Source organism: Mucilaginibacter sp., assembly GCF_041660805.1.
Taxonomy (GTDB): Bacteria; Bacteroidota; Bacteroidia; order Sphingobacteriales; family Sphingobacteriaceae; genus Mucilaginibacter.
In genome coordinates this window covers 1-17,787 of the sequence record NZ_JBAZVP010000012.1, presented here as the reverse complement: position 1 = coordinate 17,787, position 17,787 = coordinate 1, and the positions used below count along the sequence as shown (strand labels likewise).

General features: G+C 40.0%; 19 protein-coding genes. 10 read left to right on the top strand and 9 right to left on the bottom strand.

All coding sequences use genetic code 11. The features are described from left to right. Positions 1–307: 307 nt before the first annotated feature. From WC743_RS15770 to WC743_RS15755, 4 genes are all read right to left on the bottom strand, one after another. Positions 308–2,221 (bottom strand): long-chain fatty acid--CoA ligase, encoded by a 1,914-nt coding sequence (locus WC743_RS15770; RefSeq protein WP_373013333.1) that lies wholly within the window; start codon positions 2,219–2,221, stop codon positions 308–310. Positions 2,222–2,530: 309 nt separating this feature from the next. Further along, complete coding sequence (locus tag WC743_RS15765; RefSeq protein WP_191174346.1) at positions 2,531–2,857, bottom strand: iron-sulfur cluster assembly accessory protein; 327 nt, start codon at positions 2,855–2,857, stop codon at positions 2,531–2,533. An 88-nt stretch (positions 2,858–2,945) separates the two neighbouring features. Next, entirely contained in the window at positions 2,946–3,359 is a 414-nt protein-coding gene (iscU, locus tag WC743_RS15760; RefSeq protein ID WP_067192943.1) for a Fe-S cluster assembly scaffold IscU, read from the bottom strand. Positions 3,360–3,461: 102 nt separating this feature from the next. After that, positions 3,462–4,673: an IscS subfamily cysteine desulfurase gene (locus tag WC743_RS15755; RefSeq protein ID WP_373013330.1), complete on the bottom strand. Its 1,212-nt coding sequence runs from the start codon at positions 4,671–4,673 to the stop codon at positions 3,462–3,464. Positions 4,674–4,775: 102 nt separating this feature from the next. On the opposite strand from WC743_RS15755, the gene mce reads away from it, so the two are divergent. The 7 genes from mce (at position 4,776) to prmA (ending at position 11,159) form a co-directional block, all read left to right on the top strand. Then, a complete protein-coding gene (gene mce / locus WC743_RS15750) occupies positions 4,776–5,177 on the top strand; it encodes a methylmalonyl-CoA epimerase (RefSeq protein ID WP_373013328.1) in 402 nt (133 codons plus the stop codon). Positions 5,178–5,944: 767 nt separating this feature from the next. Next, the gene (locus tag WC743_RS15745) at positions 5,945–7,318 is read left to right on the top strand and encodes a right-handed parallel beta-helix repeat-containing protein (RefSeq protein WP_373013326.1); all 1,374 of its coding nucleotides are present in this window, start codon (positions 5,945–5,947) and stop codon (positions 7,316–7,318) included. A 136-nt stretch (positions 7,319–7,454) separates the two neighbouring features. Continuing rightward, a complete protein-coding gene (locus WC743_RS15740) occupies positions 7,455–7,703 on the top strand; it encodes a type B 50S ribosomal protein L31 (protein ID WP_191160112.1) in 249 nt (82 codons plus the stop codon). Positions 7,704–7,768: 65 nt separating this feature from the next. Further along, positions 7,769–8,953 carry a putative sugar nucleotidyl transferase gene (locus WC743_RS15735; RefSeq protein ID WP_373013324.1) on the top strand — a complete coding sequence of 395 codons (1,185 nt, stop codon included), beginning with the start codon at positions 7,769–7,771 and terminating at the stop codon, positions 8,951–8,953. An 84-nt stretch (positions 8,954–9,037) separates the two neighbouring features. Further along, the gene (gene tpiA, locus WC743_RS15730; protein ID WP_373013322.1) at positions 9,038–9,802 is read left to right on the top strand and encodes a triose-phosphate isomerase; all 765 of its coding nucleotides are present in this window, start codon (positions 9,038–9,040) and stop codon (positions 9,800–9,802) included. Positions 9,803–9,880: 78 nt separating this feature from the next. Further along, positions 9,881–10,318 carry a hypothetical protein gene (locus WC743_RS15725; RefSeq protein WP_373013321.1) on the top strand — a complete coding sequence of 146 codons (438 nt, stop codon included), beginning with the start codon at positions 9,881–9,883 and terminating at the stop codon, positions 10,316–10,318. Between the two features lie 4 nt (positions 10,319–10,322). After that, complete coding sequence (gene prmA, locus WC743_RS15720; protein ID WP_373013319.1) at positions 10,323–11,159, top strand: 50S ribosomal protein L11 methyltransferase; 837 nt, start codon at positions 10,323–10,325, stop codon at positions 11,157–11,159. Between the two features lie 126 nt (positions 11,160–11,285). On the opposite strand, the gene WC743_RS15715 is transcribed toward prmA, so the two are convergent. Together WC743_RS15715 and WC743_RS15710 are read right to left on the bottom strand one after the other, a co-directional pair. Beyond that, positions 11,286–11,927 carry an NAD(P)-dependent oxidoreductase gene (locus WC743_RS15715; protein ID WP_373013317.1) on the bottom strand — a complete coding sequence of 214 codons (642 nt, stop codon included), beginning with the start codon at positions 11,925–11,927 and terminating at the stop codon, positions 11,286–11,288. 53 nt (positions 11,928–11,980) lie between these two features. Next, complete coding sequence (locus tag WC743_RS15710; RefSeq protein ID WP_373013316.1) at positions 11,981–12,385, bottom strand: Rrf2 family transcriptional regulator; 405 nt, start codon at positions 12,383–12,385, stop codon at positions 11,981–11,983. Positions 12,386–12,567: 182 nt separating this feature from the next. Here WC743_RS15710 and WC743_RS15705 point away from each other — a divergent pair, with 182 nt between their 5' ends. The 3 genes from WC743_RS15705 to WC743_RS15695 all read left to right on the top strand — a co-directional run bounded on the left by WC743_RS15705 (position 12,568) and on the right by WC743_RS15695 (position 15,297). Next, entirely contained in the window at positions 12,568–13,422 is an 855-nt protein-coding gene (locus WC743_RS15705; protein ID WP_373013314.1) for a universal stress protein, read from the top strand. A gap of 92 nt (positions 13,423–13,514) precedes the next feature. Continuing rightward, positions 13,515–14,870, top strand: coding sequence for a UDP-N-acetylmuramate--L-alanine ligase (murC, locus tag WC743_RS15700; protein ID WP_373013312.1), 1,356 nt, complete (start codon positions 13,515–13,517; stop codon positions 14,868–14,870). Positions 14,871–14,952: 82 nt separating this feature from the next. Beyond that, positions 14,953–15,297: a helix-turn-helix domain-containing protein gene (locus WC743_RS15695; RefSeq protein WP_373013310.1), complete on the top strand. Its 345-nt coding sequence runs from the start codon at positions 14,953–14,955 to the stop codon at positions 15,295–15,297. 39 nt (positions 15,298–15,336) lie between these two features. On the opposite strand, the gene WC743_RS15690 is transcribed toward WC743_RS15695, so the two are convergent. The 3 genes from WC743_RS15690 to scpB form a co-directional block, all read right to left on the bottom strand. Continuing rightward, a complete protein-coding gene (locus WC743_RS15690; RefSeq protein ID WP_373013308.1) occupies positions 15,337–16,455 on the bottom strand; it encodes a GNAT family N-acetyltransferase in 1,119 nt (372 codons plus the stop codon). Between the two features lie 80 nt (positions 16,456–16,535). After that, positions 16,536–16,733, bottom strand: a complete 198-nt coding sequence (locus WC743_RS15685; protein ID WP_373013306.1) for a hypothetical protein — start codon at positions 16,731–16,733, stop codon at positions 16,536–16,538. 141 nt (positions 16,734–16,874) lie between these two features. Next, the gene (gene scpB, locus WC743_RS15680; RefSeq protein ID WP_373013304.1) at positions 16,875–17,435 is read right to left on the bottom strand and encodes an SMC-Scp complex subunit ScpB; all 561 of its coding nucleotides are present in this window, start codon (positions 17,433–17,435) and stop codon (positions 16,875–16,877) included. Between the last annotated feature and the right edge of the window lie 352 nt (positions 17,436–17,787).

Below are 17,787 nucleotides of genomic sequence, written 5' to 3'. Positions count from 1 at the left end.
TGGGATAGCCCACTAATGGTTCGACAAGGCTCACCATGACACTTTGCGAAAAACAGGGTCCTCCTGAGCTTGTCGAAGGACGTGCGTGGGATAGCCCACTAATGGTTCGATAGGCTCACCATGACACTTTGCGAAAAACAGGGTCCTCCTGAGCCTGTCGAAGGATGTGCGTAAAGGCCCGCCCGCTATGTGGTTCGACAAGCTCACCATGACAAGACAAGCTCACCATGACCCTTTTTATATAATTTTCGCAGCACAGAAGCTTTCCATCAAATCCGAAATCGAAAATCCCAAATCCGAAACCTCGCTACTCTGCTTCTGTTTCCCAGTTATACATTTCGTCTATCGCATCGGCGTATTTCTTTTCTATTACCTTGCGTTTGGCTTTAATGGTGGGGGTTATTTCACCAGCCTCAATACTGAAAGGTTTACGCTTTATCCTGAAGTTTTTGATGCGCTCGAATTTGGCCAGTTCGTTTGAGAGTTTTTTGATATCCAGGTTAAGCCAGTCGTTAATTTCTTTATCTTCAATAAAAATATCGGGCTGTTCAAAAAAAGCGTCACTTAGGTTAAAGGTTTCCTGCAATATTTCTCGCGATGGTACCAGTATGGCAGTGATATATTCGCGTTTATCGCCTACTAAAAATACCTGTTCAATTTTAGGGCTTTTTAAATAGGTATTCTCTACCGGGGTAGGATAAATGTTTTTGCCGTAAGCATTAACCAGCATGTTTTTTAGCCTGTCGGTAATTTGTAGGTTGCCCCTATAAAACCTGCCGATATCCCCGGTATGGAACCAGCCTTCGGGATCAATAACAGCGGCGGTTTCTTCCGGCTTTCTCCAGTAACCTTTCATTACACAATGCCCGCGCACAATAATTTCACCTTCTTCCGATTCAAAATCAGGCCTGAAGTTATCGTGCGTTTGTATGGTGTAGATCTTACGGGTATCAACATTTTGTATAGCCACTTCAATGCCCGGTATAATACGGCCAACAGTACCGTAAATAATACGGTCATCTTCGGTTACTGCCATTACCGGCGAAGTTTCTGTTAACCCAAAGCCTTCCAATAGCTTTATATCGATGTTGCCAAAAAATTCACCAACATTTTTAGGTAAAGCACCACCACCGGATAACAGCACTTTCAAGCGCCCACCGGTTTTTTCTTTGATCTTGCTGAAAACCAGCTTATCTGCCAGTTTTTGCTCGGCACTTAATATTAAACCTGGTTTTTTGCCTGCTTCATTGGTAAGACGGTATTCCTTGCCAATTTTTAATGCCCAGGTAAAGATCTTTGTTTTCAGGCCTCCGGCAGCCAGTCCGTTCTTCATGGCTTTATCATGGATGCGTTCTAACAAGCGTGGCACGCAGCACATTACGGTAGGTTTAACCTCTACCATGTTTTTAGCCAGCAGATCAAGGCTTTGTGCAAAAGCTATGGTACAGCCCTTGTTCATGCATATGTAATAGGTGGCGGTACGCTCAAATACATGTGATAAAGGCAAAAACGACAGGAACAGGTCATCCTTGGTAATAATAGGGATCTGATACAGGCTTACCTTACAGTTTTCGGTTAGGTTATGGTGGGTAAGCATTACACCTTTAGGTGTACCGGTAGTCCCAGATGTATAGATGAGGCAGGAAAGATCTGACGGTAAAATAGCCTCCCGCGCTGCATTAATAGTCGTTCTGTATTTATCGATAATTTTTAAACCTTCTTCAATAACTTTTTCAAAACTGATAACACCGGCGTTTAGGGTTAGCTTATCGCTGTATTTTTCGAATTCGTCACAAGCCGGTATCAGCCTTATTAAGGCCGGGCAGTTATTAGCAATTTTTAAAACCTTGCGGAATAAAAACGGGTTGCCTATAATTAAGGTTTTTGCTTCAGAATCATTCAGGATATATTCAATTTCTGCCTCAGAAAGGGTAGGGTAGATAGATGTATTAACCGCGCCAATTTGTTGCAGGGCCTGGTCGTAATAAATATAATCTGGGCCGTTCTCTATGATGAGTGCCAGCCGGTCGCCTTTTTTTATGCCGATATCAAGGAACCATGCAGATATAGCGTCTATTTTTTCAAGCGCCTGTTTATAGGTTATCTCCTCCCATGTATCCTTTACCTTATGCATCAAAAAGGTATGGGTATCGGGATGTATGGTTGCAACAATATTACGGATCAGGCCGGGGATAGTTGATTGCTCAGCTACGATGTTCATCAAGTTTATATCGGTTATAGTATAACAAAGCTAATTAAATTACATTAATTTAAACAACATAAATGATACCATATGGGATGCCGAAAATGGAAAAATAAACCACGGACACACCAAGTTTGCATAATAAAAAAAGCATGTGAGATTTTTAGAGATAATTAGAGATTTTTAGAGTTTTGGACAAAAAATTGGCCAATAGTAGTAGGTTTAAGTGTGATTTTTAGAGATTTTATCGAAACAAAAAAAGGCCCCGAAAAGGAGCCCTTTTAAATATTATTTAAATCCTCTCCAAAGGAGAGGATTAGGTGAGGCCTATACCGAGAAGCTTTCGCCGCAGCCGCAAGTGCGGGTTGCATTGGGGTTATGAAAGTTAAAACCTTTACCATTTAACCCGTCAGAAAAGTCAAGTTCGGTACCTGCTAAATACAGGAATGATTTCATATCCAGGGCAAAACGTACGCCGCGATCTTCAAAGAACTGGTCGCCTTTTTTCTCCTCGTTATCAAAATCAAGGTTATAGGACAAACCAGAGCAGCCACCACCCTGAACAGACACACGCAGAAAATAGGAGGCATCCAGCCCACTATCCTGCATCAGGCTATCTATTTTAGCTTTTGCTTTATCAGTTACAGTTACCATGTTAGTAAATGGTTAGTTAAGTGAGTTGTGAGTGGTTGGTAAGCATATAAACTATTCACCATTCAACTACCCTCTACTCACCAATAAATTAGTGATGTGATTTTTCCAGAACAATTGGTTCCATGCCATTTTTCACACGGAAATCATTGATGGCTGCTTTAATAGCATCCTCTGCCAATACTGAACAGTGAATTTTTACCGGTGGTAAAGCCAGTTCTTCAACAATATCCATGTTATCAATTTTCATTGCATCATCAACGCTTTTACCTTTTAACCACTCAGTAGCTAAAGATGAAGAAGCGATTGCCGATCCGCAACCAAAAGTTTTAAATTTTGCATCGGTGATGATGTTATTATCATCAACCTGAATCTGCAGGCGCATAACGTCGCCACACTCAGGTGCACCAACAAGGCCGGTGCCAACCTTGTGGCTGCTTTTATCTAACGTGCCCACATTGCGGGGGTTAGTATAATGATCAATTACTTTATCTGAATAAGCCATAGCTTTAAGTTTTAATTGTTATAGTTGTGAGTTAAATTCTAAACTCTAATTTCTAAATCCTAAAATAAATCCGAAATCGAACATTCGAAATCCGAAATCAAATTAGTGTTCTGCCCACTCAATTGAGTCAAGGTCAATGCCTTCTTTAAACATTTCCCAAAGCGGTGAAAGTTCGCGCAGGTGGGTAACCGATTTTTTAGTTACTTCAATCGCGTAATCAATTTCCTCTTCGGTAGTAAAGCGGCCTAAACCAAAACGGATAGATGAATGTGCAAGATCGTCAGATAAGCCTAAGCTTTTCAATACGTATGACGGCTCCAATGATGCTGATGTACAGGCCGAACCTGATGATACAGCCAGATCTTTCATTGCCATCATTAAACCTTCACCTTCAACATACTTGAATGATATATTAGCAACATGCGGCAAGCGGTGTTCAACATTGCCATTCACGTAGCTTTCTTCTAATACAGTTAATGAACTTTCCAGTTTATCGCGCAAAGTCGAAAGGCGTTTTGCTTCACTTTCCATCTCTAAGCCGGCAAGCTCGCAAGCTTTACCTAAACCAACAATGCCCGGAACGTTTAACGTACCTGAACGCATACCGCGCTCGTGGCCGCCACCGTCCATTTGTGCGGTAACTTTTACACGCGGACCTTTACGCCTTACGTATAATGCACCTACGCCTTTAGGGCCGTACATTTTATGTGCCGATAAAGCTAAAAGGTCAATACCATCAGCAATTACATCAACAGGTATTTTACCAACAGCCTGTGTGGCATCGGTCATAAACAAAGCGCCAAATTTGTGTGCAATGGCTGCAATTTCTTTAATCGGTTGTATAACACCAATTTCGTTATTGCCATACATGATAGATACCAGGATGGTTTCGCTTGTCATGGCTGCTTCCAGTGCGGCAAGGTCAACTAAACCGTCTTCTTTAACCGGCAGATAAGTAACTTTTCCGCCTAATTTTTCAACGTGTTTACAAGCATCAAGTACAGCTTTATGTTCAGTAACGGCAGTAATTATGTGGTTGCCTTTCTCTTTATACATTTCAAATACACCCTTAATAGCAAGGTTGTCTGACTCGGTAGCGCCTGATGTAAAGATGATCTCTTTTTCAGTTGCGTTTATCAGCTTTGCTACCTGCTCGCGGGCATAATCAACGCCTTCTTCTGCTACCCAGCCAAAAGGATGGTTGCGGCTTGCCGCGTTACCAAACTTTTCGTTAAAGTAAGGCAACATAGCTTCCAGCACCCTGGGATCCATAGGTGTAGTAGCGTTATTATCTAAGTAAATTGGGATGTTCATGTATTAAAAAATTAACAATACAAATATACGTAAAGTTTTACTTTTATATCTGCAAGCCGCTATAAATTGCATTTAGCTGCCATTAATTTACAATATTTGGACATGAATAAGATAGAGCATATCGGCATAGCGGTTAACAGTGTTAAATTGGCGGGTGATATCTATGAAAAGCTGCTAAATACGGCTGTTTATAAAGTAGAGGAAGTAGCATCTGAAGGGGTTAAAACAGCGTTTTTACAAAGCGGCCCCAACAAAATAGAACTGCTGGAAGCCACAGATCCCGATAGTCCGATTGCCAAATTCATCACCAAAAAAGGGGAGGGGATGCACCATATCGCCTTTGAAGTAAATGATATTGAAGCTGAAATGCAACGCTTAAAAGTCGAAGGTTTTGTATTGCTGAATGATGTGCCAAAGCTGGGTGCGGATAATAAATTAGTGTGCTTTGTGCATCCAAAAGGGACAAATGGTGTGCTAATAGAGTTGTGCCAGAGTATTGGTTAAGATAAAGAATATGGATCAAAAGATGAGATGAGAAATATCACTTACGTATTTGCAGCAATATATCAGGGTATTAAAAACAGACGACCCGGAGGTACCCCTTACTTTAATCTGCGTTTGCTTATCACATTCATAGTATTTTTGCATATAGTTCATATCCAGTTGGGGTTAAAAATTCTATTTGATATTGAGCTATACTTAAATCGTAATTTATTTATATTTTGTTTTTTGCTATTTGGAGCACTAAGTCTATTTGCACTAAATTATATTATACCTGAAGAACAATTACAAAATATTGCGATTGAAAAGTCAGACATTAATAAAATGAATTGGTATTCGGGGCTTTATTTTATAGCTTGCATAATACTCATGGTAGTGTTATTAGTCAATTTGCCGCCTCCTAACATTACATCAAGATATTGAATTTTCGTAGGTGTTTAATGTGAGATACATTCCGCGTTAAGGATTGCAGCGGATACCGGCCCTGTGACTAAGGCCATGTGTGCGTATGAGCGGAAAGCCCGGCCGCAGGCAACGCCAATATAAAATAGACCCTGTTATTTCGCCTCGCTATTACTCGTTCAAAATGACCCATAAGGGCATATTCGCAAGGTTTTCCGCTCGATATTTTCAAACAGATATAATTTGTTTCTTATAGCAACAATACCATACAACCCCACGTATAATGGGTAACTTGAAAAAAGAGCGTTAATCAAGGTATTATTTAACCCCTGCTGAAAAATATACTTTTCAGTCTAAATCAAATTTAGATGAAGAATTATCTTAAATTATGGATAGCTGCCGGGCTTACTGTATCATCATTTGTGATGTGTACTAAAAGCATGAACGAAATTGTTAAGCCGGTAACAACAACTAAAACTCTCCAAAGACTCAACCCCAATAATATAGTTTTATCTGAATGTACGTATACCGTTCAACCATCCGAGTGGTTTGTTGACGGCGCTAAAATACCTGCCGGTTCGGTAATATGTATCCCTGCCGGTGTGAGGGGCGGATTGTTGCTAAAAAACTTTAAAGGAACCGCTGCAAAGCCTATCATTATCATCAATAAAGGGGGGAAAGTAACCTTTTCGGCAGCTACAACAACTTCGTACGGGTTTAAAACACAAAATTGCCAGTACTTCAAGATATTGGGTAACGGTGCCCCGGGTGTTACCTACGGTTTTGACGTGAACGGCGGAAACATTGGCATGACCATAGACGGTTTGAGCTCGGATTTTGAGATCGCAAATGTTGAAGTGCGCAACAGCGGTTTTGCAGGTATCATGGCCAAAACAGACCCAACGTGCGATATAAGTACGCAGCGCGGCCATTTTACCATGCGGAATGTTAGTCTCCATAACAACTACATCCACAAAACAGGTGGGGAGGGATTTTATGTAGGTAATTCTTTTTATGCCTCCGGGGTTTCGGCATCATGCGGCCAGGTGCTGCCTCATGACGTAGTTAACGTAAAGGTTTACAACAACATAACCGACTCGACCGGTTGCGAGGGCATCCAGGTGGGTAGCGCTATCTCTGGTGCCGAAATTTACAATAACACGGTTAAATCGCCGGGGTTAACGCCATTTGCAAGCGCGCAAAATAACGGGATACAGATTGGAGAGGGTACCGGTGGTAAATGTTATAACAACCTGGTTAAGAATGCACCCGGCAACGGTATTATTGTTTTAGGTCTTGGTGATAACCTGGTGTATAATAATTATATCCTTAACTCGGGAGGGCATGGCATCTTTGCAGATTCGCGGTATACCCCCGGGCCTGATTTTAAATTTATTAACAACACCATCATTGCTCCGGCACTTAACGGGATAAAATTAAATTCGGAGACTATTCCTATGAATACCGCTATCAATAATGTGATTATTAAACCTGGATTGGGTGTTGCTATTCAGAGGAAAAGCACCAATGTTAAGCTTACGGCATCGAATAATTACACGGGCGAAGACATTAACGCCCTTGGATTTGTAAATTATAGCAACGATGATTTTCACCTGCAGTCGTCGTCTCCGCTTATTAATGCGGGTGCCAATGTGTTATCATACGGAGTAAGTACCGACTATTACGGCACCTTGCGCCCATCAGGTATCGCGTTTGATATTGGAGCTACGGAGTATAAATAAATTCATGTTGATTTTAAGGATGTTTCGCTCCAAATACTATCTATCCACACCTGTTAAAAACTTTTTACTTTCTGCTTTACAGTTTTAACTTTAATTACTATATTTGCACCTCTTTTATAAGAAGTATTATAATATAATGAAAAAAGATCTGCATCCATCAAACTATAGATTAGTTGTTTTTAAGGATATGTCAAACGACTATTCTTTCATGACCAAATCATGTATCGACAGCCGCGAAACCGTAAAATGGGAAGATGGCAACGAGTATCCATTGATTAAATTAGAAATTTCACACACTTCACACCCGTTCTACACTGGTAAAATGAAGTTAGTTGATACAGCCGGACGTATAGACAAGTTCCGTACCCGTTACAACAAAAAATAAGTGTTTTTTCAATAAAATATTTACAAGTCCCCCGTATACCGGGGGACTTTTTTTATTTTTGGCCCATGGGAATTATCCTTTTTGACGATACCGCACACAACACCCTTCTTCCACTAACATATACCCGCCCCGTTGCCGATCTGCGAATTGGGATCTTAACCATTGCAGAAAAATGGGGTAAATATTTAAATTCCGATTTTTCTTTTCATACCCAGGCTTACTTGCAGGGTAAATTTTCAATAAGCATTCAAACTGATAACCTGTTCATTAACGGTGCTGTTTGCCCGGATGAATTTTTGCTGGAAGCCATTGATAAATTACAGGCAGGTGAAGCACTAAAATATAAGGAGATCCTTTTAGCTGTGAGGCTAAATGCCACTAATGCCGCAAGTTTTGATGCACAAGCTGTGTTCAATCAGATTGTTGCATATGACCGTGTGCCGGTTATGGTACGCTACCCCGAAGATATTTTTCGAAAGAACGATATAGAACTCCGCAAAGATTTTAAGCTGCTTACCAAAGGCCGTGCCAGTGCGGTTTTAAGCAGCACCAATACCATTATAGGAAACGATTTTTTTGCTGAGGAAGGTGTACAAGCCGAGTGCTGTAGCTTTAGCTCCATAAATGGCCCTATTTATTTGGCGGCCAATACCGAGGTTTGGGAAGGTACTAATGTACGTGGCCCCTTTGCTTTGTGCGAACACTCGCAAATAAAAATGGGGACCAAAATATACGGTGCTACTACAATTGGCCCTTATTGCCGCATTGGTGGCGAAGTAAATAACGCTGTGGTTTGGGGATATTCATCAAAAGGCCATGAAGGTTATCTGGGTAATGCTGTAGTAGGTGAGTGGTGTAATATAGGTGCCGACAGCAATAACTCGAACCTGAAAAATAATTATTCTGAGGTAAAGCTTTGGGACTATACAACGCAAAGCATGCGTAAAACAGGGTTGCAATTTTGCGGATTAATAATGGCCGATCATGCTAAATGTGGTATTAATACTATGTTTAATACAGGTACAGTGGTTGGGGTAAGCGCCAATGTGTTTGGCAGCGGTTATCCGCCCAATTACGTTCCTGATTTTTCATGGGGTGGCGCACAGGGTTTAGGAGAATATGCATTTGATAAAATGATGGAAACGGCCGATAGAGTGATAGCCCGCCGGTTGCACCGTAAATTTGATGATGCCGAAAAAGCTATCCTTACAGAAGTTTATGAATTAACCAAAGGGTTTAGAGAGGTTTAAATGTTGTAATTATTAAAAATACAAATTAGTTTACAACCTTTACAGCTTTAAAACCCTTACACTATAACTATTACAAAAAAAGAAATGAGAAAGAAAATTGTAGCCGGAAACTGGAAAATGAACCTTGATTATAACGAGGGCCTATCTTTGTTTTCTGAAGTGATAAACATGGTAAAAGACGAAGCAACCGGCACTCAGGAAGTTGTGGTATGCAGTCCGTTCATTCATCTGCACAGCCTTGCTCAGTTGGCTAAAGGCTATAATAAAATATCAGTAGGTGCACAAAACGCTCACCAGGCCGAGTCTGGCGCTTATACAGGCGAAGTATCTGCAAAACAAGTTAAATCTGTTGGTGCCGGGTATGTTATTTTGGGCCACTCGGAGCGCCGCCAGTATTTTGGCGAAAACAATGAGCTGTTAGCCAAAAAAACCGATACTGCTTTAAAGAACGGCTTAAAACCCATCTTCTGTATAGGCGAGACCTTGCAGGAACGCGAAGCTAATCAGCACTTTGATATTATTAAAAGCCAGCTTGTTGAAGGTGTTTTCCATTTAGATGCTGAGGCTTTTGGTACTTTGGTTTTAGCTTATGAGCCTGTTTGGGCTATTGGTACGGGTGTAACCGCTTCTGCAGAACAAGCTCAGGAAATTCACGCGTTTATCCGTAAAGAACTGGCTGCAAAATACGGTGAGCAAGTGGCAGATGATACCACCATTTTATACGGCGGTAGCTGTAACCCAAAAAATGCAGCCGAACTGTTTGCCCAGCCAGATATTGATGGCGGCCTAATTGGCGGCGCATCCCTAAAATCACGCGACTTTACAGATATTGTTAAGGCATTTAATTAGTATTTAATGCCAGGCAGCAAGCGTCTCAGGAATATCTGTTTTGATCTTGCTGCCTGATATTAATTATCTGATATTTCAATGAGATCATTATTAAAAGCATTCCTGCCTACATTTATCCTCTTTTCAATATTTGCAAGGATAACTGCGGTTGATGATCTGCACCGTAATTTGCACGATGGGCTTACCCAAATAACTTTGCCGGGCTTGATGCTTTATTTTTCGTACCTGGCGCCTTTGTTGTATGCTATACTGTTTCTTACACAGTTACTAATTATTATGCCCATGTGGAACAGGGCCAATAATAAAATTAAGGTTGCAATCCCTGTTTCTATAGCCAGCTTATTGCTTTCGTTAGGTATCAGTTATATTATATGGAATAGTGCATCTGGCATAAACGACTTATTCAGTTCAATAATTACATTATTTTTATTACAGATGGTTTATTGGGTGTTGAACCTATTTATACTATTCCTAATGGATAAAGTGACCTATCTAAAACATCAACCCCACATCTAAAACCATGAATTACTACGAACTGCTCTTCACCACCATTACTACCGAAGATTACCAGCAGGACCTGCTGATAGGCGCTTTGGGCGATATTGGTTTTGATACTTTTGAAGAGGTTGACCTTGGGTTTAAAGCTTACATTCCGGTAGACGATTTTGACCAGGCAAAGCTGGATGAAACTTTAGATGCCTACCGCGAAACGTTCACCTTTAGCTATGATATTACCCTTATCCCGCAAAAAAACTGGAATGAGGTATGGGAAAGTAACTTTGAGCCAATACAGATAAGCGATCAGGTTTTTGTACGTGCAACTTTCCATGCGCCCAAGCCGGAGTTTCCGTATGAGATTGTTATCGACCCTAAAATGGCGTTTGGTACCGGCCATCACCAAACTACTGCCATGATGATGGCTTTGATGCTGGAGAATGATTTTACCGGAAAAAAAGTACTGGATATGGGTTGCGGCACGGGCATATTGGCTATCCTTGCCGCTAAACTTGGCGCTGCCGATATTACCGCTATTGACTATGATATAGTGTGTTATGAAAGCACTATTGAAAATTCGGCGTTGAATAACATCACTAATATTAAGGCCCTCTGCGGATCAAAAGAAGTGATCCCTCAAGAGCAATACGATATTATACTGGCTAACATTAACCGTAATATTCTGATAGACCAAATGGGAAGTTATGCTAAGGTACTTAAGCCCGGCGGTGAGATATATTTCAGTGGTTTTTATGAATCGCCCGATCTGGATATTATCAGCGAGGAAGCCCATAAATACAATTTAAAGTACATCACCCATAAAAAAGATAAAGACTGGGTAGCTGCCAAGTTTGTCAGTTAACACAAATTAGGGAGGCAATACCTTGCGTCCGAATGAACATAAAATAAACAAGAGACGCAAAATATTGCGTCTCTTGTTTTTAGATAAATCCTTTAATCTGAAAAATCAGCTTAATCCTGGTTCTGTTTAGTAGCCCAATGTAAATCTTGCTTTAACGTATTGGTTGTTCTCCAATTCGTTAATCACGGCAACAGCAAGGTCTTCAACAGAGATATCGCTTTTACCATCTGCATCAAATACCGGGTTTTCTGTACCCAAACGGAAAATGCCTTTGCGCTCACCGGGGTGCAGGTTAATGGCAGGACTCAAAAATGTCCAATCCAGTTCTGTTTCTTTACGGATGATGTTCAGATAATCGCGGGCCGCTGTAGCACCGGTTTTCCATTCAGCCGGGAATTGCGGGGTATCTACCAGTTGCACTCCGGGTGCAATCTCTAAACTGCCCGCACCACCAATAACCAATAAGCGTGTAACGCCCGATTTTTTGACGGCTTCCTGTATAGCTTCAGAGCCTTCAATAAAATGGTTATACAGATCAGGATCTGCCCAGCCGGGGTTATATGAGCTAACCACAGCATCATGGCCGGATAATGCCGCTGCCAAAGCATCTGCATTATTCACATCAACTGCTACGGCTGTTACGCCCGCTTCTTTGGCTACTTTTGAACTATCGCGGGAAATAGCGGTTACTTCATGCCCGCGCGATACTGCTTCTTTTAAAATTGCGCTTCCTACAAAGCCGGTTGCGCCTATTAATGCTACTTTCATATGTTTATATTGTTAAGTGTAATTAAAATTGTTACAGTTTAGTTTAAATTTTTTTAATTGAATTTATCGCAAAATTCTAACAGGTTTGTTTTGTCTAGCTTCTGCATTACAGAATGGTCAATTTCCTGGTAAAGTTCATTTAAATGCTGGTTTATCTGCTTACCAATAGGGCAGGCGGGGTTGGGCTGATTTTTAGCTACGCCCAAAATAGTTTCGGGCCTTACAGCTTCATATATAGCGGCCAGCGTAATCTTCTTTGGGGGTTGATTGAGTTTGTATCCACCATTCTTACCTTCCTGGCTTGTTACCAATTGGTGCTTTATCAGATTGCTTAATTCCTTTCTTATTAAAACAGGATTAACATTTATGCTGCCTGCAATATAATCTGATGGTAGTAATCTATCCTCCTTACAAAGCAGGGTCATGATGTGCAGCGCTATTGGGAATCTTCCGTTCATTATTATCTGTAATAAAAAATATTACAGTACAAATGTAATGGTATAATTAAACAAAACAATAGCCGTTCATTAAGTATCTGAAATATGAAACGGTGTTGACAATCCTGAAAAAATTCATAATTAGATTTGTTGCGTACTAACTTTTAGACCAACGCGGTCAAAAGATAGTTAATCTTATTTGTATGAAAACCTATCTTGTACCTATTGATTTTTCTGAAGCTGCTTTCAATGCCGCCGATTTTGCCGCCCGCCTAAGCCATCAAACTAATGTGACAGATATTATACTGATGAATGCCTATTACATATCTGAGTTAGAAACTATTTTGCCAGATCCTAATATGTTGATGCTGCGCGAAGAAGAAATTGAAGAGAGCGCTGCAGACCGTATTGCACAATTAGAAAAGTTGAAAAGTAAGCTGAAAAAACAAGTTAGGGAAGGGGTTAAGATACATGTTAAATTAAACCGCTCGCATTTATTGCGTGCTGTTATTGATACCGTTACGGCCAATAATGTTGATATGGTAATGTTGGGCAGTATTGGCAATAGCACCGTACGCGAAAATAGTATAGCGATAGGCAGCCACGTTATTAAGGTATCAAAGGCAAGTCCGGTACCTGTTATGGTGATTCCGCCGGGGTACAGGTATCATAAAATAGATGAGGTAGTTATAGCCTGTGATTTTAAGGAGGTAAAAGAGAACATTCCTATGGATGTATTGCATAAACTGTTAGGTAACCAGCTAATTAAACTGTTAGTAGTAAATATTGATACGGAAGGCAAGCATGCCGGTGCCGACGCGAAGCAATTAGCAGAAGAAACCGAATTATACAGTATGTTAAAAGCTTTTAATCCTAAATATTTTTATTTAAACAACCCCGATATAATTACTGGAATACTTGATTTTGCTACAGAGCATAAAGCACAAATGGTTATTGCTTTGCCGCATACCTATGGTTTCCTGCAATCTATCATGCATAGCAGCATTTCGCAACAGTTAGCCAAAAATTCAACGGTACCTGTATTGTTGTTGAAATAGTAATATTATAAGTAATTATTAAAGCGATTATTGGTGTTGTAACGCTTTTTTACGTTTATTTGTTGGGCATTTTGCAGCACTAAAACTTGTTAATGAAAGTACACTTTATAGCGATAGGCGGGAGCGCCATGCACAACCTGGCCATCGCCCTGCATAAAAAGGGTTTTGAAGTTACGGGCTCTGATGATGTTCTGTTTGAGCCATCGGTATCACGCCTGGACAAGTACGGAATTCTACCAGAGCAAACAGGTTGGTATCCTGAAAAGGTCAGTCGCGGCCTGGATGCGGTAATATTAGGCATGCATGCCCGCATTGATAATCCTGAACTGCTTAAAGCCCAGGAACTGGGAATTAAGATCTATTCCTATCCAGATTATATTTACGAGCAATCAAAAAATAAACAGCGTGTTGTAATAGGGGGCAGTCATGGTAAAACTACCATTACCAGTATGATATTGCACGTATTGCAGGAAGCCGGTAAAGATTTTGATTACCTGGTAGGCGCACAACTGGAAGGCTTTGAAACCATGGTGAAGCTAACCCATGAGGCCCCGGTAATTATTATTGAGGGTGATGAATACCTGGCTTCGCCGATTGACAGGCGTCCAAAATTTCATATCTATAAGGCCGATATCGGTGTTATTAGCGGAATAGCCTGGGATCATATTAACGTTTTCCCAACATTTGATAATTATATTGACCAGTTTAAAATATTTGCCGAAACCATACAAGCTGGTGGAAAGCTTATTTACAGTAAAACCGATGAGGTTTTAAATACAATGGTGAGCAAGCTTAATGTACCGGTTGAAAAATTACCTTATGCCTTGCCTGAATTTACCATTGATAATGGCATAACCAATGTTATAGCCGATGGTAAAAGCTATTCGCTGCAGGTGTTTGGCCAGCATAATTTGCTAAATATGGAAGCTGCCCGTTTGGTATGCGAAGGCCTGGGAATTAACAAGGCCGATTTTTACTCATACATTACTACCTTTAAAGGTGCAGCACGCAGGCTTGAGGTGCTTGGCAAGAATGATAACGCTACCATTTTTAAAGATTTTGCCCATTCGCCATCAAAGTTAATAGCTACTATACAGGCAGTTAAGGCACAATTTCCCTTCAGAAAATTAATTGCTTGTATTGAATTACATACTTTTAGCAGCCTTAATAAAGAATTTTTAGATAAATATGCCGGTACAATGAACGGGGCCGACCAAGCCATTGTTTTTATTGACCGCAAAACATTTGAACAGAAAAAGATAACGCCTTACCCTGCCGAAGCTGTAAAAAACGCCTTTGCAAACGATAATTTACTATTTTTTAATGACCCGGTAAAGTTGCTAAAACACCTGGAAGAATTGGATATTACCAATAGTAATTTATTGATGATGAGTTCGGGTAATTTTGGTGATATTAACTTAATTGAATTAAAAAATAAATTGCTATAAATATTGCTGTGTAATTGGTTATTAGGCAAATATGTTGTAACTTTATTAACTATTGAGAAACCTATCCTAATTGATATAATTTATGAAGACACTGGGAAAAAAGATCCGGTTATTACGCCACCAAAAAGGCTGGAGTCAGGAAGAAGTAGCTAAAAGATTAGACATTTCTATTCCTGCCTTTTCAAAAATTGAAACGGGTATAACCGATATCAACCTTTCACGTTTAGAGCAGATAGCTGCTTTGTTTGAAATGTCTGTAGTGCAACTACTTACTTTTAACGAAACCGAGCAGGATCAAAAAATTGCAAGCGAGTTAGAGAACGTCAACAAGAAATTGATGGATCGCGAAACCGAAGTAATTGATCTGCAGAAGAAAGTAATTGAGCTTTTTGAAGAGTTAAGACACAAAAAAGTAGCAACAGCTTAATAAAGTGCAGTTAATTTTAAGCCCGTAATTTTTTCGGGCTTAAAATTTACACCTCATTGTTAAGTGTCTTTTTCCAAATGTAGCACCTACCGCAGCGTGGATAGCAATCATTTTTTCATTAAAATCGCCCACCCACGATAATTCCAATTCATCATACTGCTTTAAGGGCAATACATATTCCTTTAATTTGATGAACAAGCATGATTCCAACCCGTGTTTTTGGAACTTTTGTTTGGTGCCCATTACTATTGCCCGCATCCGCGATACACCTTTCCACTTTCGGTAAAGGAAAGTTAATTTGCCCCAAAGATTAAGTTTGCCATTAAGCGGTTTTATCATTGGGTTAGCATCAGGCAGTATCACAACAAACGATGCCGGCTCATTATCTACGTAGGCAAACCATATCAGTTTTTCATCCATAATGGCTTTCATTTGTTTAAAGCTTTCCATTATAGTAGCATGGTTTATGGGTACAAAATTTTCAAAATCATGCCAGCCGTCGTTATATATTTCTATAAAATCTGATGCAAACTTGTCTATCTCTGAGCTTTTAAAGTGCTCAAAGGTATAGCCAGGTTTATTCATTACCCAATTGGCAATTTTAGTGAACCTTTCTGAAAATGGTTTATTCACATCCAGGTGATTAGTTATCTGCTCATATTCGGTTTTAAAACCATAATCTTCAAAAAAAGCTTTATAATAGGGCGGGTTATAATTCATGCCATAAGATGGGGGAGTAAAACCCTCCACAAGCAATCCCCAAAAGTTATCATTCTCCCCAAAGTTAATTGGCCCGTCCATAGCTTGCATGCCGTTTTGCCTGAGCCAGTCTTTAGCTGTATCAAACAATAAAAAAGCTGCATTTTTATCATCAATACATTCAAAAAAACCACAGCCACCTGTTGGTTGCTCATAATTAAAGGCCTTTTTTTCGTTAATAAATGCGGCAATGCGCCCAGTTAGTTGCCCGGCATCATTCCTTAATATCCATCTTATAGCTTTGCCATGCTGGTGAAAATTATTTTTAGCAGCATCAAACACGGCATTAATATCATTATCAAGCGGGCATACCCAGTTGTTATCATCCTTATAAAGGAGGCGGGCTACATCTAAAAACGCTTTTTTATCGGCCTTGCTTTTAACTTCAGTTATCTTCATCTAAGCTTATGGTTATTACAAAAAAAGCATCCAGCGGGATACTGAATGCTTTGCAATTATATTTTATATTGTTTGAACAATTAGTCGTCGTCCTCCTCTTCATATGGGTCATACGAGTCAAATCCCCCCAGGTCATCATCCAACGGAATTTCTTCATCAAAGTCATCATCATCATCCGCAACCTTTTTGCCTGGTTTTGGATCCTCATCAAAGTCATCATCTTCCTCGTCGCTGATCTTTTTGGTAGAGGTGTTTAAAGGTTTTTTTGCAGCTGCCATTTTAATAAATTTTTATTTGTTAAAACTTATAATCTGTTCCTAATAGTTTTTTAATATGTACTTAATATTGCTACACTATAATCAGCATTATTTACCAGTAAAAATAATCAAAATCATTTTCAATAAAAATCATTTTCAAATTTATTCTGTCGGTTCACCAATTGCGCTGCTATTATCTGTAATTTCCTTAAGCTGTGGTAGTTCGTTTATACTGTTAATGCCAAAATAGTCCATAAAAAGGCTGCTGGTGCCATAAAGAATGGGTTTTCCAACACTTTCCGATTTGCCGGTGATGGCAATTAATTCCTTTTCAAGTAACTTTTGTATCGAATAATCGCAGTTTACTCCCCTAATTTGTTCTACATCTGTTTTGGTTACCGGTTGTTTGTAGGCAATAATAGCGAGTGTTTCCAACGCGGCCTGGCTCAACTTCTTTTTTGACCGTTGCAATTGCAGTAAGCTTATCACCGTGTGGTACTTTTTTTTGGTGAGAAACTGGAAACCGCTATTTATTTTCACTATCTCAACAGCTAAACCTTCATCCTGGTATTTAACACAGATGTTATCAAGATGCTTGCTGATTTCATCGGCAGTATAATCATGCTCAAAAGCAGCCTGTAAACAATACAGTATTTCTTCCATCCGGATACCTTGTTCTGACGCAAAGATCAACGCCTCAATGTATTGCTCAATATCTTCCATGCGTTGCAAATATATTATTTAGTCCGAAAGTCGGCGTGTCAGAGAGTCTGAAAGTGAAAAAAGATTGTGATTAGAAACGAGCCAGGTAAGTCATGAGCGTTATGATATATAAATTTCGGTGTAGTTCAACAACTACTTATTAGAGTAAGTATATCATGGGCGTTCCCTGCGGGCGGGCTTTATGCTCATACTGCACAGGGCCTTAGCCACAGGCCGGTATCCGCGCCAATCCATTAGGTTTGTTTTATATTTAAAAGATATCGCAAGTCAGAGGTGAACCAGCTCCGATCCTAGGTGTGGAGACCTATTTAGGGATTCGGTCCTCTGACTTTGCTATGCTTCGGGCTTAAAT

What these genes read in the sequence shown, in the direction of transcription:
- WC743_RS15770 (WP_373013333.1), bottom strand. Translation starts at nt 2,221, where the DNA reads ATGAACATCGTAGCTGAGCAATCAACTATCCCCGGCCTGATCCGTAAT.
- WC743_RS15765 (WP_191174346.1), bottom strand. Translation starts at nt 2,857, where the DNA reads ATGGTAACTGTAACTGATAAAGCAAAAGCTAAAATAGATAGCCTGATG.
- iscU (WP_067192943.1), bottom strand. Translation starts at nt 3,359, where the DNA reads ATGGCTTATTCAGATAAAGTAATTGATCATTATACTAACCCCCGCAAT.
- WC743_RS15755 (WP_373013330.1), bottom strand. Translation starts at nt 4,673, where the DNA reads ATGAACATCCCAATTTACTTAGATAATAACGCTACTACACCTATGGAT.
- mce (WP_373013328.1), top strand. Translation starts at nt 4,776, where the DNA reads ATGAATAAGATAGAGCATATCGGCATAGCGGTTAACAGTGTTAAATTG.
- WC743_RS15745 (WP_373013326.1), top strand. Translation starts at nt 5,945, where the DNA reads ATGAAGAATTATCTTAAATTATGGATAGCTGCCGGGCTTACTGTATCA.
- WC743_RS15740 (WP_191160112.1), top strand. Translation starts at nt 7,455, where the DNA reads ATGAAAAAAGATCTGCATCCATCAAACTATAGATTAGTTGTTTTTAAG.
- WC743_RS15735 (WP_373013324.1), top strand. Translation starts at nt 7,769, where the DNA reads ATGGGAATTATCCTTTTTGACGATACCGCACACAACACCCTTCTTCCA.
- tpiA (WP_373013322.1), top strand. Translation starts at nt 9,038, where the DNA reads ATGAGAAAGAAAATTGTAGCCGGAAACTGGAAAATGAACCTTGATTAT.
- WC743_RS15725 (WP_373013321.1), top strand. Translation starts at nt 9,881, where the DNA reads ATGAGATCATTATTAAAAGCATTCCTGCCTACATTTATCCTCTTTTCA.
- prmA (WP_373013319.1), top strand. Translation starts at nt 10,323, where the DNA reads ATGAATTACTACGAACTGCTCTTCACCACCATTACTACCGAAGATTAC.
- WC743_RS15715 (WP_373013317.1), bottom strand. Translation starts at nt 11,927, where the DNA reads ATGAAAGTAGCATTAATAGGCGCAACCGGCTTTGTAGGAAGCGCAATT.
- WC743_RS15710 (WP_373013316.1), bottom strand. Translation starts at nt 12,385, where the DNA reads ATGAACGGAAGATTCCCAATAGCGCTGCACATCATGACCCTGCTTTGT.
- WC743_RS15705 (WP_373013314.1), top strand. Translation starts at nt 12,568, where the DNA reads ATGAAAACCTATCTTGTACCTATTGATTTTTCTGAAGCTGCTTTCAAT.
- murC (WP_373013312.1), top strand. Translation starts at nt 13,515, where the DNA reads ATGAAAGTACACTTTATAGCGATAGGCGGGAGCGCCATGCACAACCTG.
- WC743_RS15695 (WP_373013310.1), top strand. Translation starts at nt 14,953, where the DNA reads ATGAAGACACTGGGAAAAAAGATCCGGTTATTACGCCACCAAAAAGGC.
- WC743_RS15690 (WP_373013308.1), bottom strand. Translation starts at nt 16,455, where the DNA reads ATGAAGATAACTGAAGTTAAAAGCAAGGCCGATAAAAAAGCGTTTTTA.
- WC743_RS15685 (WP_373013306.1), bottom strand. Translation starts at nt 16,733, where the DNA reads ATGGCAGCTGCAAAAAAACCTTTAAACACCTCTACCAAAAAGATCAGC.
- scpB (WP_373013304.1), bottom strand. Translation starts at nt 17,435, where the DNA reads ATGGAAGATATTGAGCAATACATTGAGGCGTTGATCTTTGCGTCAGAA.